Annotated in this window: 11 protein-coding genes and 1 pseudogene; 9 read left to right on the forward strand and 3 right to left on the reverse strand. The window is 61.2% G+C overall.

What is annotated here, in order from left to right:
• Window positions 1-395: 395 nt before the first annotated feature.
• Window positions 396-1,166: an SDR family NAD(P)-dependent oxidoreductase gene (locus A8G08_RS13225; RefSeq protein WP_169823306.1), complete on the forward strand. Its 771-nt coding sequence runs from the start codon at window positions 396-398 to the stop codon at window positions 1,164-1,166.
• 244 nt (window positions 1,167-1,410) lie between these two features.
• On the opposite strand, the gene A8G08_RS13230 is transcribed toward A8G08_RS13225, so the two are convergent.
• Window positions 1,411-2,223 (reverse strand): Lrp/AsnC family transcriptional regulator, encoded by an 813-nt coding sequence (locus A8G08_RS13230; protein WP_245672810.1) that lies wholly within the window; start codon window positions 2,221-2,223, stop codon window positions 1,411-1,413.
• 3 nt (window positions 2,224-2,226) lie between these two features.
• Window positions 2,227-2,427: pseudogene (locus A8G08_RS28485) on the reverse strand (AsnC family transcriptional regulator); the annotation flags it as partial.
• Between the two features lie 369 nt (window positions 2,428-2,796).
• Here A8G08_RS28485 and A8G08_RS13235 point away from each other — a divergent pair.
• From A8G08_RS13235 to A8G08_RS13245, 3 genes are all read left to right on the forward strand, one after another.
• On the forward strand, window positions 2,797-4,347 hold the full coding sequence (locus tag A8G08_RS13235) for a flavin-containing monooxygenase (protein WP_068274533.1): 1,551 nt from the start codon (window positions 2,797-2,799) through the stop codon (window positions 4,345-4,347).
• Window positions 4,348-4,722: 375 nt separating this feature from the next.
• Window positions 4,723-6,150 (forward strand): wax ester/triacylglycerol synthase family O-acyltransferase, encoded by a 1,428-nt coding sequence (locus A8G08_RS13240; protein WP_084436178.1) that lies wholly within the window; start codon window positions 4,723-4,725, stop codon window positions 6,148-6,150.
• 47 nt (window positions 6,151-6,197) lie between these two features.
• The gene (locus A8G08_RS13245) at window positions 6,198-7,061 is read left to right on the forward strand and encodes an SDR family oxidoreductase (protein ID WP_068274538.1); all 864 of its coding nucleotides are present in this window, start codon (window positions 6,198-6,200) and stop codon (window positions 7,059-7,061) included.
• Window positions 7,062-7,066: 5 nt separating this feature from the next.
• Here A8G08_RS13245 and A8G08_RS13250 read toward each other — a convergent pair whose 3' ends face one another.
• Window positions 7,067-8,161, reverse strand: coding sequence for an Lrp/AsnC family transcriptional regulator (locus A8G08_RS13250; protein WP_342669656.1), 1,095 nt, complete (start codon window positions 8,159-8,161; stop codon window positions 7,067-7,069).
• Window positions 8,162-8,486: 325 nt separating this feature from the next.
• Here A8G08_RS13250 and A8G08_RS27160 point away from each other — a divergent pair, with 325 nt between their 5' ends.
• From A8G08_RS27160 to A8G08_RS13275, 5 genes are all read left to right on the forward strand, one after another.
• A complete protein-coding gene (locus A8G08_RS27160; protein ID WP_222844266.1) occupies window positions 8,487-11,786 on the forward strand; it encodes an AMP-binding protein in 3,300 nt (1,099 codons plus the stop codon).
• Entirely contained in the window at window positions 11,783-13,300 is a 1,518-nt protein-coding gene (locus tag A8G08_RS13260; RefSeq protein ID WP_068274544.1) for an aldehyde dehydrogenase family protein, read from the forward strand. Before A8G08_RS27160 ends, A8G08_RS13260 begins: the two co-directional genes overlap by 4 nt.
• Window positions 13,297-13,773 (forward strand): SRPBCC family protein, encoded by a 477-nt coding sequence (locus A8G08_RS28275; RefSeq protein ID WP_084436180.1) that lies wholly within the window; start codon window positions 13,297-13,299, stop codon window positions 13,771-13,773. The genes A8G08_RS13260 and A8G08_RS28275 overlap by 4 nt, the downstream gene beginning before the upstream one ends.
• Window positions 13,770-14,588, forward strand: coding sequence for an SDR family NAD(P)-dependent oxidoreductase (locus A8G08_RS13270; protein ID WP_281182145.1), 819 nt, complete (start codon window positions 13,770-13,772; stop codon window positions 14,586-14,588). Before A8G08_RS28275 ends, A8G08_RS13270 begins: the two co-directional genes overlap by 4 nt.
• A 50-nt stretch (window positions 14,589-14,638) precedes the next feature.
• A partial coding sequence (locus tag A8G08_RS13275) for an oxygenase MpaB family protein (RefSeq protein WP_068274550.1) occupies window positions 14,639-15,478 on the forward strand: 840 nt, incomplete at its 3' end.

Genomic DNA, 15,478 nt, shown 5'->3' on the forward strand with positions numbered 1-15,478 from the left:
AAGCACTCAGTCGTCCCGCCGAGGGTTGCGATGGTTCACGTCGGCTGCCGGAGGTTCTAACACTGTCGGGAAGGGGAGGGCGGCGTCTACGACTTGCGTCGGCCCGAGACGTGTCCGCTTCGGACAAGAACGTGCCCTCCATGAACATGGTTCGCCACGTAGGGGGTTCGTAGCCTCATCGGAACGTGCTGCGAAGCACCCCGCTCATCCTCGCGGTGCCGAAGGTTCACGTGTCCGCCTCGGAGTCATCTTGCCCGCGGAGTTCTCTTACTTCTCTGACGCAGCCGACTAGCTTCGCCGGACCGTCGCCAGTTGATGAGACGAAGGCGGGTGACTAGCACATCGCATCATCGGTTCGATTCCCTACACGGACGCACAAGCAAGAAGGAATGACTATGGGCAAGTTCGACGGCCGGGTCGCGATCATCACCGGCGCAAGCAAAGGACTGGGCAAGGGCATCGCCCAACGATTCGCGAGCGATGGGGCAACCCTGGCGATTTGTGCGCGTGGGCTCGACGCGTTGGAGACGACCGCCGAGGAACTCCGCGCGCGGGGTGCCACGGTGCTGGCACGGGCGGTCGATGTCAGCGACAAGGAACAGGTGCAAGCCTTCACCGAGGAAGCCGCGGCGCTCTTCGGCCGTATCGACATCCTTGTGTGCAATGCGGCGGCGATACCGCACCCGGTGCCGCTCGAAGACTACGGCGACACACACTGGGACGAGGCTCTAAGTGCGGGCGTGTCGGCGACTTATCATATGATGCGTGCTGCGTTCCCGTACATGAAAGACCACGGTGGGCGCATCGTCGCGATGAGCTCGATTGGGGGCTGGCGAGGGGTCAAGGGGGCCGGCGGTTACGCTGCGACCAAGACTGCGCTGGTCGGGCTTGTCCGCGTTGCCGCGAACGAGTGGGGAAAGTACGGGATTACCGCCAACTGCGTTATGCCGATGGGTATGTCGGACGCCTGGGCCGGGCTACTCGCCACCCTGCCGCCGGATACGGACCCCTTCGCGGCGGTCGGCACGCGCCGCAACGCTCTTGGCTACGCCGGCGACCCCGAGCGCGATATCGCTCCTGCGGTCGCCTTTCTGTGCAGTGACGACGCCCGGTACGTCACCGGCGCTCTCCTGCCGGTCGATGGCGGCCTGAACGATCTCGAGTAGATCTGGGCTTTCTCTCAACGCGAAGCGGCTGCTGATGACGCGAAGGCAATTGGGCCAGAGGCGCCAATTGCCTTCGTCGAGGCGGCTATCGCGGTGACACTCGACGTCGCAGCGGATTCGAAGGTGGCACAGCGAGGGCAAGCCATGATGGGGGCGAACCGTCAGCGATTATCGACGCGAAACGTGCTACCGACCGCACGCGTCGGGATTGATGACAGATTTGCCGGGGTTCTGGACAGATGGGCTACACGAGCCACGACCACGCGTAGGTGTGTTTCGTTGTGGCATAGGTTTCGAACGTTTCGGTACGTCGAAGTCCCGGGATCTGGGAAATATCCCTGACCAGGTTGGTGATTAGTCGTTCGCGGCTGTCCGCGACGACGACCGCGATGAAGTCGAATTCGCCAAGCGTGCGGCTGAGTTGCACGACCTCTTCGCGCGCGACGAGAGCGGATGCGACTTCACCTGCGCGTCCGTCCTGCGTCTTGATACCGACATACGCGTGCGCGCCCATGCCGAATGCAACTACATCCGAAACCGCTTGAATACGAATGACATTGTCACTGAGTAGTCGTCGGATTCGTGTGCGAACTGTTCCTTCGGATACATCCAACTCGCCCGCAATGCTGCGATTGCTTCGTCGCGCGTCGGCCTGCAGCTTATGGATGATTGCGATGTCCAGTTCATCGACTGTATCGCTCGGCACAGCGTCGGGCATCGAGCCCGGATCGACCGACAGGAGCGTCCACTTCGAGTCGAACTTCAAAACGTCCAGGGCGCTGTGCCCCCGAACCTCGTCTACTCCGGGAATCTTGGGCAGGGCTTCACCGAACAGCTGTGCCAAGTGTGCTCTGTCGCGCGCGAGAATGGGTGCTATCACATCGTGCCGGCCAGTCGAGATCGTCACCGCGACGACCTCAGGAAGGCTCGCGACATCGGCCCCGACCGCGAGGGCGGACCTTTCGCTCACGTTGAGAAACGCGAAGGCGAACTCCCTGTGTCCAAATATTCGCAGGTCAGTTACGGCGACTACTCGCATGATCGCGTTCTGCTCCATGCGTCGGATTCGCGCCGCGACAGTGACCTCGTTGACGTTCAATGCCTGGGCGAGCGCACGATTCGTTTCGCGGCCGTCAACGCGAAGTCTCTCGACAAGCGTGCGGTCGAGATCGTCGAGAGGCCCTGTGGGCGCAAGGGGGGGTGTGGCGACACCGTCCGCGCGAGACGACGCGTCCTGGTTGCCCGCATCATCGCTCGTCATATTGCGAGTATCGCAGACGCCGTAGGTGCGGTCCTGGAAGTCGGACCCTGGCGTCGCGTGGTGAATGCGCCCCTTCTATTGATGAAATCTCTGCGATAGACGCGCGGACGTGAGAGTGAATGACTACGCATAGTTGACCAATATAGGCACAAATGACATACTCTGCGTATAAAATGTCGAACATGACTGATTGTCTTGCTCAGGTGCGGGTCCAAGGAGGTCGCTGTTAGATGGCGTCGATGATCGAGTCGAACAGTGCGCTGTCGTCGATTAGGCCAGCCGCAGGGCGAGTGCGTCCAGGGGACCCCGTGATGGGTCGGGGAGCTGTGGTCGAAAATTGCCGGACGTGGCGAATTGAAGGTTGATTAGATGCGAGGAACGCTACGAAGCGGTAGTAACCAGCGACTATCGGTTGTGATCGTCGGGACGGGGTTCGGTGGACTCGCGGCGGCTATCGAGCTGAGACGACATGGATTCACGAACCTTCAGATGTTCGAGCGTGCGGAGTCTGTCGGGGGTGTTTGGCGCGACAACCAATACCCTGGTGCGGCATGTGACGTTCCGTCACCCATCTATTCGTTCTCGTACGCTTTGAAGCCCGACTGGTCTTCGCTGTTCGGCAGGCAAGGTGAAATTCAGCGGTACCTCGAGCAGGTCGCCGACGAGTTCGACCTCCGGCAGCACATTCGCTTCAACTGTGAGGTTGTTGCCGCGAAATTCGACGAGGTCGACGCGATATGGCGGATCGAGCTAAATTCAGGTGAGATTGTTCACGCCGACGCCTTGGTGATGGCGACTGGCCAACTCAGCCGACCAAAGATCCCGTCGGTCACGGGCATCGACAGGTTTGCAGGCCCGGCGTTTCATTCTGCCGAATGGGATCATTCCGTAGATTTGACCGGCAAGCGGGTGATCGTCGTGGGCAGCGGTGCCAGCGCTATTCAGATCGTTCCCGCAATTGCCGACCAGGTGTCGGAACTTACTGTCGTGCAGCGCTCCCCGAACTGGGTAATCCGGAAGAGCAAGCGTGTCCACGGCCCGATAGCGCGATTCGTTCTCGAGAAGTCACGCGCGATGCGGAAGGCGCATCACATCCTGCTGTTTGTCGGATACGAATTCCGATGGCCGCTGGTGTCTCGTAGAGCTAAGTTGATCCGGCTCGCCTCGGAGTGGTGGTACCGGCGCGTCATACGAGCGCACCTAAAGGATCCAAAGGTAGTGCGTGCCGCGACCCCCGACTACACCATGCTGTGTAACCGACTGCTGCTGTCGAACGACTGGTATCCAACGCTAGCGAAGCAGCACGTTCATTTGGTCGGATCCGCGGTCGACCGTGTGGTCGAGGACGGACTTATTACCGCGGACGGGCGCTTCATCGAAGGCGATGTCATCGTGTGGTGCACTGGCTTCAAAGCGAGCGAATTCCTTGGGCCGATCCGCATCTCCGGACGTGGAGGTATCGAGCTGAATGATGTTTGGAGGCACGGTGCGGAGGCATACCTCGGAATAACGGTCCCCGGATTTCCCAACATGTTCATGATGTTCGGACCGAACACCAACAGCATCACGAATTCGATTGTGTTCTTGCTCGAACGTCAGGCAGCGTACGTGCGGAGGGGCCTCCAACAGATCGTTTGTGCCGGTGGAGGATGGTTCGATCTGAAATCCCTTGAGCACGAGCAGTTTCAGGAGTGGTTGCAGGAAAAGTTGAACGAGACCGTATTCACGGATTCGTGCCCGGGTTGGTATACGAACAGCGAAGGTAAGGTCACTGCGATGTGGCCGATGTCCCACCTCACGTACGCGCGGAAAACTCGACGGTTCGACTCGGCCAAGTACGATCACGGGTTCGGTCAGGTCAGTTCGTCGGGCGATGTCGATGCGCTGGGCACGGTGGATCGTTCGCTTCGCGAGCACTGAGTCCCGAGGCTCACATGATCGCCGGCAGGCGCGTTGTGCACTCGTTGGCCGGAGGGTTGGTGGCTAAGTGTGGTGAACGATGCTTGGGAACGCGCTGCCTGAACGTGAACTCTGTTGCGGTGCGGGATGGTTCAGTAACGCCGTCAAATCTCGAGCGCTCACGACCACGGAGGCGTTGACGCCGGGCACGCCCCTTGACGCCAATCTCGGAAGTGCAGGTGTGCTAGCGAGAGACTGACTAAGTGCAAATTACGTGTGGGAATCCATGTGTAATTTATCGAGCGGCATCGTTGCTCGGGCAGTGAAACAACGAAGTTCCAGCTGTCTTCTTGGTGAAATTACTTCAATCATGATTACTCACTCGAAGGAGCTTTAATGGAACGCGCAAATGGGGACGTCGATCTGCTTCATCCACTCGATGCTGGGTGGCTCTGGCTCGAGTCGAAAACAAATCTAATGCACGCATCGGTTTTAGGCATGTTCCGCGTCCCAACCGATGATGACAACGTTTTCACGAACCGCCTGGTAGCGGACCTGCGGACGTACGAGACTCCAACTGATCCTTACGATCGTCGATTGGCCACGTCGACTCTCGCGCGTATGTGGCCCCGGTGGGAGCATGTGACGACGCTTGATACCGAATATCACATTCAACACGTCACAATACCCCGCTCGGAGAATTCGCAAGAACTGCTCGAATATGTTTCGCGTCTGCATAGCGTGCCACTCGATCGATCGAAACCGTTGTGGGCACTGTACGTAATCGACGGGTTCGAGCCCGGGCGGTTTGCGTTGTTCGGGAAGCTGCACCATTCCATCGTCGACGGGATAGGTGGAGTTGCGCTGTTGCAGCAGTGGTTTTCCACGGATCATGCAGATGTGGGAAAGCGGCCCGCGTGGGCTGTTGATCCCGCGCGCCAGCGGAAGCTCGCCACACGGACTACGGAGTTCGATCGCAAGCTGCGGCTGGTGTACCCAGACGCGCACCGAAGCTACGGTCGCGAAATTCGCCGTGGTGCGGCAGCGGCGGGCCGTGCGTTCAGAGCGGTCGGTTTCGCCGCGACCGGTGTGTCAGCAAAGCCTTGGTCGGCGCCTGTGACGGCTTTCAACGATAAAATCACCGCGAACCGTCAAATCGCCACACTATCGTTCTGTATGAACGACTTTCGTGCTGTCGCCCAGGCCTCCGACAGCACCATCAACGACGTGCTGCTGACTGTGTGCGCGTCGGCGCTGCGTGAATACCTGACGGAACTGGGCCGCGTCCCGGATAGATCGTTGATCACGAATATCCCTGTTTCCGTTCGAGGAAACGGTGGCCTGAGGAGCTCCGGAAACGCAATCACGTGGGCAATGATGGACCTTCGAACGGACATCGCAAATCCGAAGCAACGTCTCCTCGCGATCTCGGACGCTAGTCGATCGATGAAGTCCCGTCTCGGCGAGATCCGCGGCGTCGCGCTGACGGTCTACACCCTTCTCGTGACGAGTCCTATTCTGGTGCAGCGTATCCTGAGACTGAGTGGCCGTAGGCGCCCATTCTTCAATGTTCCGATTTCCAATGTTCCCGGTCCGCGCGAACAGCTATATCTGCGCGGTGCCGAACTGACAGATCTTCACGCGATGACCGTCTTGTACGACGGGCAGGCATTGAACATCGTGTCGCTGTCGTACGGTGACCGACTCGAGGTCGCATTGACCACGTGCAGCGACGTCATCTCAGACGTCGGTCGAATTCGGCAATACTTCGAGCGGGCGTTCGCTGAGTTGTCAGACTTGTGTTCTGCCGCCACCGAATGTTAAGCCTCCTCGCCCACCCGATGATCTGACGAATTCGATAGGAACCAGTAATGGCACACACTCTGAGAGGCCGAGTCATCGCGATCACCGGCGGATCGCGCGGGATTGGATTTGCAATCGCCCGAGAGTTCATACGGAATGGCGCGAAGGTTGCGATCGGCGCAATAAACGACGAGCAGCTGAAAGTCGCCGCCGCGGAACTTGGCGTACCCTGCTATTCGACGCTCGACGTGACGAATCCGGAGTCTTTTCGCCGCTTCATCGATACTGTGACCGAGCAACTTGGGCCGATGGACGCACTGGTCAACAATGCGGGCATCATGCCGGTCGGAGCGTTGGTCGACGAGGACGATGCGCTCAGCCGGCGTGCACTCGACGTCGACGTTTTCGGCGTCATCGTCGGTACGAAGCTGGCTCTTCAGCAGATGATTCCGCGGCGCACGGGGCACATCGTTAACATCTGTTCGACGATGGGGCAGGTCGCCCTTCCCGGAATGGCGACGTACAACGCAAGTAAGGCGGCGGCGCTAACTTTCACCGACGCGGCTCGGTTGGAGCACCGAGCCAGTGGCGTCGCGGTTTCCTCGATTCTTCCGGGCGCCGTAAACACGGAGTTGGTTGCGGGACTGGACGGTTCGGTATCGCTTGCGATCCCGGGTACTTCCAGGAGGCTCACGATCGTCAAGCACGTCGAGTCGGAGGACGTTGCGAGGGCTGTCGTCGCAACGGTGGCGGGTGGTAGGTCGCGACCCCGTGTCTACGTTCCGCGCCTGGCCGGCGCGCTCATGTCTGCTCAGCGAATTCTGCCGCTGCGCGTTGCAGAGACATTGAATTTACGCATGGGCGGCGAGAATGCCAGCTTTGCGGATCAGGACGCGCGCAGCACCTACCGCCGGCGTATTGGTTTCGAATAGGGTATTCACGGCAGTCGTTTCATATAGGGGCTGAAACGGACGACATTGACCATCGGGAGTGTATCGGTGGTCAGAACGCCCGGTATCGAGCGGATTCGGTCGGCGACAAGCTCAACCAGGTGCTGATTGTCGTTGGCCGTTACTGTAAGCACCACATCTGCCGACCCCACTGTTGTCGCGAAGAATACCGTTTCCGGTATGGCGGTGGCCGTCTCCTGGATGGACTTTAATTTCGTCCGGTCCACCGACATGGCAATAGTGGCGACGATGCCTGCCAATCCCAGCGAGATCGGTTCGGCCATGGCGACCACACGGCAGAGGCCGGTGGCGTCGAGCCGGTTCATCCGTGTTCGGATGGTGCCCTCGGCAACCCCGAGGTCACGTCCGATAGCACGAGACGACTGACGACTGTCGGATACGAGCGCCTGCATGATCTGAACATCGAGTTCGTCGACGTCGATACGCGGTGCCGGCAGCCGAATCGGTGGGACGTTTCGCGCCATAAAGAATTGTCTGCCATGGTCGGTGATTGCAGTCTCGCTGGAGAGGTCGAGAGCGATCTCGCCGATACCGTCGATCGCCGGCAACTCGTCGTTGACGAGCGAGTGCAGTTCCTCGCGATCGTGGACTAGAAAATAGGCCACGATGTCATAAGAGCCGAGTACCACTGCTGCAGCTTCGCAATTCTCCAGCTGACCGACGCGCTCAGCGACCTGGGTGGGAGCTCCCTGTGTCCGTATGCGGGCGATCACGAACCATTCGAAACCCGCCATCTCCCAGTCGATCAGCGCGGTGAAGACCAGACTCCCGACGGACATCAACTTCTTCAGGCGGATGCTGACGGCGGATTCACTGATACCGGCACTGTGTGCCAGTTCTCGGTTCGTGGCGCGGCAGTTCTCCAAGAGTTGTCCGATAAGCATTCGGTCGACGGAGTCGGCGATTGCAGATGGTCCGTGAACGCTGTTGGGGTAGCCCGCCTCGACGGTTGGAGTCGTACGGTCTCGGAGCCGGTCCGGTAGCACTGGGGGAACTATTCGCGCGCGGTCCGCGGCCGATTGTGTCACTGCAGGGCCTCCTTTGAGGTCACGACTGATCACGATAACCAACTGCGAGGTCCTCGTGTTGCTTCAAGCACCCAGCGATGTGCAGATGTCACTATTATGCGCCTTGAACGCATCAATGCCCAGCAAAAATCATCAGTGACTACGCAATCTTGACATTTGTGCGTGATCGGCGCCATAGTGGATAACAGGAGGAGGTTCATTACCTCCGATCCCGTCATCCAAGTCGGGTGCGAGTCGTCTTCGGCGCAGCTCTCTGGCTGTCGGAGCGGAACTTGCCCCCCAGCCGAAGGAAACGGAACGCCTGATGTCTCTGATTCGAACTCGCCGAGCACGACCACCGGTGATGTCTCAACTCGGGGTGTCTTCGACCATCGCGATCGTTGGCACCGGATTCGGCGGCCTTGCGGCCGCGATCGAATTGAAGCGGGCGGGGTTTGACGACATCACCTTGTTCGAGCGGGCGGACGCGGTCGGCGGAGTGTGGCGGGACAACACGTATCCGGGCGCCGAGTGTGACGTGCCCTCTGCGATCTATTCGTTCTCGTACGCTCTTAAGCCCGACTGGTCCGCACTGTTCGGCAAGCAGGATGAGATCCGCAGGTACTTGGATTCTGTCGCCGACGAGTTTGGCATTACAAAGCACATCAGGTTCCGGACGGAGATCACGTCCGCTGAGTTCGACGACGACGACGGTCGGTGGACATTAGGCGTGGCCGGTGGCCCCCCGGAGATCTTCGACATCGTCATTATGGCCACAGGTCAGCTCAGTCGGCCCAAGATGCCGACCGTCACGGGCCTGGAGACGTTCGCCGGCGAGTCGTTTCACTCAGCGCTGTGGCAGCACGACGTGGACATCGCCGGCAAGAAGGTCGTCGTGGTCGGCAGCGGGGCCAGCGCGGTGCAGGTAGTTCCCGCGATCGCCGACCAAGTCGCCGACCTCACCGTGGTCCAGCGCTCGCCCAACTGGGTGATGTGGAAGAGTCGCCGCCGCCCTGGCCGACTGCAGACCGCGCTCATGCGCCGCTCGCAACGTCTCCGGACCTTGCACCACAACATTCTCTTCTTGGCGTATGAGTCGCGGTACCCGCTCGTGCTGCGTCTTGCCAATCCGGTACGGCTGCTTTCTCAGTGGTGGCTGATCCGCACTATCAAAAAGAACCTCAGCATTCCTGACGAGGTCGAAGCTGCCATCCCCAGATACAAGCTTATGTGCAATCGACTGCTGCTCTCCAACGATTGGTATCCGACGCTGGGTCGAGACGATGTCCACTTGGTGGGGTCCGCTGTCACTGAGGTCGACGCCGACGGCGTCATCACCTCCGATGGTCGCCACATAGACGCCGATGTCATCATCTGGTGCACCGGATTTAAGGCAAGTGAGTTCCTCGTACCAATTTCGATCACCGGTCGTGGTGGGGTGGACTTGCATCGCGCATGGTCGAGTGGGGCGACGGCCTATCTGGGGATGACCGTTCCCGACTTCCCGAATTTCTTCATGCTCTTCGGACCCAACACGAACAGCATCACGAACACGATTGTCTTCCTCCTGGAGCGACAGGCGGCCTATATCCGTCAGGCGCTCGAGCATCGGGAAGACACGGGCCTGCAATGGCTTTCAGTCAGTCACGCGACCAATAGCGCTTTCCAGAAGTGGCTGGACGAGAAGATGCATCAAACGGTCTTCACCGATGGATGTCCTGGCTGGTACACGAACGAGAACGGCAAGGTCACGGCTATGTGGCCGGCGTCTCACCTTGCATATGCACGCGCGACTGCCCGATTCGCCCCCGCGGAGTTCGACCGACAGCCGATTGAGGCGGCCGTCGAGACCCCCATCGGCGCAGAGTCGCCAGCAGAGGAAGAGAGTGCACAACCGATGCCCGACGCCCAGAACGCAGCCGCGGACACCATCTGCAGCGTTTTCGACCAGACTGTCCGGAAGCATGGGGAGCAACGTGCGCTGAGCACGCCGGATGGGTCAGAGTCTTACACCTACGCCGAGTACCAGAAAGCAGTACGCGATGTTGCGGCGGCACTATATGGGCTCGGAGTTCGCCGCGGCGACACGGTCCTCCTCATGTTCGAGAACCGACCCGACTTCCACATCGTCGACCTGGCGGCTGTCCATCTCGGCGCAGCGACGTGCTCGGTCTACAACACCGCGCCCGCCAGGGACATCAAGCACATTATCGGCAACTGCGCACCCAAGGTCGCGGTGTGTGAATCGAAGTTCCTGCCGACCCTGACCGAGGCCACGGCGGGACGAATTCCGCTGGTGTCCACCGGCGTTGCCGGCGAGGGACATCTCGCTCTCGCAGACCTGGACCGACCCGAGAGCTTTGATTTCGAGAGTACGTGGAAGGCAGTCGATGCCACCGACGTGTTGACGCTTATCTACACCTCCGGGACGACGGGTACGCCAAAAGGCGTCGAGCTGACTCACCGCTCGATGCTCGCCGAGGTCTACCTCGCCGCCGAGTTGCTCGAGATGCGAGCCGGTGATCGAGTGCCTTCGGCCATGCCGATGGCGCATGCCGCGCAGCGCTGGGGTACGCACTACAACGGAATCGCTTTCGCGCTGGACGTCGTCTGTATTGCCGATGTGCAGCAGCTCGTGCCTGGGCTGCAGACGATCCAGCCGCACATCTGGGGAACCGTGCCACGTGTGCTGGAAAAGATCGTCGCAGCGTTGTCTGCGAAGTTCGCTGCGGAGCCGGATGAGCAGAAACAACAGGCGATCTCGTGGGCTTTGGAAATCGGTCAGAAGGTGGTACTCGCCCGGCGTGAATCAGCCGAACTCCCGAGTGAGTTGGCCGAGGCCTACCCGAAGGCGAAGCCGGTCCTCGACGGAATTCTAGCTGCGCTCGGGCTTACGAATCTCCGGTGGCTGATGGTCGGCGCCGCACCGACGCCGCCGCATGTCCTGCTATTCATGGAGGCCTTGGGACTCGACATCGTCGAGGTGTGGGGGATGACCGAGCTTGGCGCGGTTGCGACAATCAACCCGATCGGCGAGCAGCGGGCGGGCAGCGTCGGCAAACCGCTACGTGGGGTCGAGATCGCTATCGCCGAGGACGGTGAGGTACTCGTCAGAGGGCCGATCCTGATGCGCGGTTACCACGGCGACCCGCAGCGCACCGCCGAGACGATCGACGGCGATGGTTGGCTGCACACCGGAGACATCGGCGAGCTCGCTGACGGGTACTTGCGCATTGTCGATCGGAAGAAGGAGCTGATCGTCACTGCTTCGGGAAAGAACATCTCACCTCAGCGTGTCGAGGCGACGATCAAGGGTGAGAGTTCACTCGTTGGCTCCGTCGTGGCGATCGGTGACTCACGACCGTTCATCACCGCGCTTATTGTGCTCGATCCGGAGGTTGCCGCGGCCAAGGCGGCCATCCTCGGAGTCGAAGCAGTGGATCTGCGCGGTGTGGCAGAGCACCCGGACGTCGTCGCGGAGATCGATGCAGCGATCGCGCGCGCAAACGCGCAGCTAGCCCGCATCGAGCAGGTCAAGCGCCACAGCGTGATCGCAGACATCTGGATGCCAGGTGGTACCGAACTGACGCCGACGATGAAGCTGCGCCGCCGCCCCATCGCGGACAAGTACGCATCGGTGATTGAGGACCTGTACGCACCTTCGAAGGCCGTCCGATGACGGCGGATCTCAACGGCAGAGCTCGCCCCGCGGAGGTATTCGCCTCTGTCGAACCCGCAACGGGCACCGAGGTCGCGAAGTTCACGAATATGGGAGCTGAAAGCGTTGCCGAGGTGGTTTCGACAGCACGCGACGCCTCGGCGCTGTGGGCGGCAGGCGGCTTCTCCGTGCGACGACGAGCGCTGCTGGCATGGGCCGGCGAGTTGTCCAGGGCCTCTGACAATCTCGTCGATCTCATTCACCGCGAAAACGGCAAGCCACGCGACGATGCGTACATGGAGTTGGTTATCGCCCTCGAACACATCGGGTGGGCCGCACGTAACGCACACCGCGTGTTGTCTACGCGTCGGGTGTCGAGTGGTCCGCTCATGGCCAACTATCAAGCTCGGGTGCGTTACGAACCCTACGGCGTCGTCGGTGTCATCAGTCCATGGAACTACCCACTGTTCGCACCGATCGCACCGATCGCGTCCGCCCTGGCGGCCGGCAACGCGGTAGTCCTGAAGCCCAGCGAGTATGCGACGGCGGTGGGACAGGAGTTGGTCGCGGCGTTCCACCGTGCCAATCCCGGCCTGGATCCGGGGGTCCTCTCGCTGCTAACCGGACTGGGCGACACCGGTGCGGCTCTCGTCGATTCTGGGATCGACAAGCTCGAGTTCACCGGGTCACCCCGGACCGGTCGCATCATCGGTCAGGCCTGCGCGCGCAGCTTCACACCTGTGGTGATGGAGTGCGGCGGTAAGGATGCGCTCATCGTGGCGGCAGACGCCGACGTGGAGAAGGCAGCCGATGCGGCCGCATGGGGCGGATTCAGCAATGGTGGGCAGACCTGCGTAGGCGTGGAGCGGGTGTACGTCGACCGCTCGATCTCCCGAAAGTTCATCGAGACGCTCACCCGACGTCTCGCGACCGCGCGCGCAGGGAGCTCCGACTCCACGTACGGGCCCATGACACTTGAGAATCAGGCCGACATCGTACGGCGACATGTCTCTGAGGCAGTGGCGTCGGGAGCGCGGGCGCCACTGGGTGGCGTCGATCGAATCCGCGGTCGCATGATCGACCCGGTGCTGCTGATCGATGCTGACGAGGACGGACCAGCCGTCCAGGAGGAAACCTTCGGCCCGACACTCACCGTGAAGGTCGTCGAGTCCATCGACGAGGCCGTCGACCGGGCGAACGGCACCCCGTTCGGGCTCGGTGCAGCGGTGTTCTCACAGTCGCACGGACAGCTCATCGCTGATCGCCTTCGGTGCGGAATGGTGTCCGTGAACTCGGTCCTTGCCTTCGTGAGCATTCCGGCGCTCCCATTCGGCGGGGTCGGCGCCAGTGGATCTGGCCGAATCCATGGAGCAGAGGGACTTTTGGAGTTCAGTCGCACGAAGTCGGTCGCGACGAAGCGGGTCGAGCTCCCAGGGCTTAACGGGATGCTTCTCGAACGTGCACCGATGACCATTCCGATCCTGAAGTTGATGACCCGCAGCCGCTTCTCGTGGCGCAGAGGAGGCGTGCGATGAGTACCACTCAGGATTTCTCTCATTCCGCCATCACCTCGGCTTCCCCGAACGCAATCGCCGAATTGATCGCGGATTCCGAAAGGTGGAGTCGGTGGACCCGACCCGTCATCGCTCAGTCACGCTGCGAGAGGTGGGGGGCGCACAGCACCAGCGGTATCGGTTCGATCAGACGAGTGGGACTGGCGCCAGTATGGATTCGCGAGTTGGTCACGGATTGGGATCCGACGAGTCACCAGACCTATACCGTCCTCACCCCCCGCATGTTCAGTCGCTACCGAGGAAAAATTGAGTTCACCGCGGCACCTGATGGAAGTACTCGGGTCGTGTGGTCGGTCGATTTCGAACCGCGTGTTCCAATGACCGGACGGGTGCTCAAAGCAGGGATGTCGACTGTCATCCGACTGCTGCTCGCGCAACTCGCAGCCGAGGGTGAGCGACACGCGCAGACACTGCAGCGGGAGGTCGGGCGGTGACCGTACGCCACCTCGAGACCAAGGCCACACGGTCCGGCGAGCAACCCCTGAGCGGCAGAACCGCACTAGTCACGGGCGGCTCTCGAGGAGTGGGTGCTGGAGTTGCGACCGAACTGGCCCGTCTAGGCGCCGATGTGGCGATCACTTATAACCGTCGAGCAGAAGACGCCGATCAGGTACTCCAGTCCCTCCGCAGTGCGGGCGTCGCGGCAACCGCGGTGCGATTCGACGCGCGAGACAAAGAAGGTGCATCGGCTCTCGTCGCGAGCGTTGTCGCCGACCTCGGAGAAATCGACCTCTTCGTCAGCAACGCCGGAATCGCCAGTCGCGGTGACTCGTTGGCCGACAGCTCGCTAGAGGAATTCGATCGACTGATGACCGTCCACGCATGGGCGCCGATCGCGGTGATCCAGCAGCTACTTCCAGCGATGCGGTCGAAGGATCGCAGCGACATCGTGGTCGTGTCGAGCGCGATCACAGACAGCCACCCTCCACAGACTGCGCCCTACGCCATGGCGAAAGCTGCGATGGAATCCGCCTGTCGTGTGCTTGCCCGCGAAGAAAGAGAACACGGCGTGCACGTGAACATCGTGGCGCCCGGTCTGGTTGCCACGGACATGGGTCGACGACTGGTGGGCGCACACGATAACGATTCGACCATGTCGCTCGCGGCCGCCTCGAGTCCCTTCGGTCGGGTGTGCACGCCCGAGGATATTGCGTCGGTCATCAGCTTCTTGGTCAGTCCGGCAGCTGGATACATCACCGGCGCGAGGGTTCCGGTGGACGGCGGCGGTAGCGCGCCCACCGTCTACTGAGATCCACGAACAACCGAGAACATCGAACACGTCACGACGATTGGAGCACCATGACCAGTGCAAAGGCAGACCCCCGGCGAATCGCAAAGCCCATCCCGGCGACGGAAGACGGCGCACCAGATGCGGCAGAGTGGGCGCTCGGCCCGGGGTCGGTCTCCTGGACCATTTTCGAAGACCCCACTGTATTCCTCGTCGGGCTGCTGCGTGAAGCGATGCTCCTGACTCTCCACCCCGATTTCGCTGCCGCCGCGGTCGATCACGACAGCTTCGGCGACGATCCCATCATGCGGTTCCGGCGCGTCGCGATGTACACGTACGGCGCGACCTACGGGACCACGGCGGACGCCGAGCGGTTCAGCGCGATGGTGCGACGCACGCACACACGGATCACCGGTACCGAGCCGATGACGGATCAGGCATACCGAGCGCACGCCGAGTACGAATTGACGCTGACGCAGGTGATGTTGGTGGATTCCTTCCGCGCGACCTATGAGGCGATCTATGGAGAGCTCTCCGGAAGTAAGCGGGACCAATTCGTCCGCGAGCAGAAAGTGCCGGCCGCGCTACTGGGCGTTGACCCGGCCCACATGCCTGACACATTCGGCGAGTCCGTCGACTTTCTTGCCCACGCTCGCGTGAAGTTCAACGCCGGGCTGCAGGCGCGCGACATCCTCGAACCGTTCAGTCGTGGGACGTACCCTCGCGGAACGGTTTTCGGTGACATGCCGTTCTACTACAAAACGCCCGCAATGTTCAGCATCCGCGCGATGGCGGACATGGCGATGTCGACCATGACTGCCGAGGAGAGGCGGCTGATATCGATCGATCGACGCCCCAAGCTCGGGTCGGCCACAGCCGTTCGCGTGTCGTTGAAGGCCCTGTCCGCTTTC

The organism is Aldersonia kunmingensis, from assembly GCF_001646865.1.
Classification (GTDB): domain Bacteria; phylum Actinomycetota; class Actinomycetes; order Mycobacteriales; family Mycobacteriaceae; genus Aldersonia; species Aldersonia kunmingensis.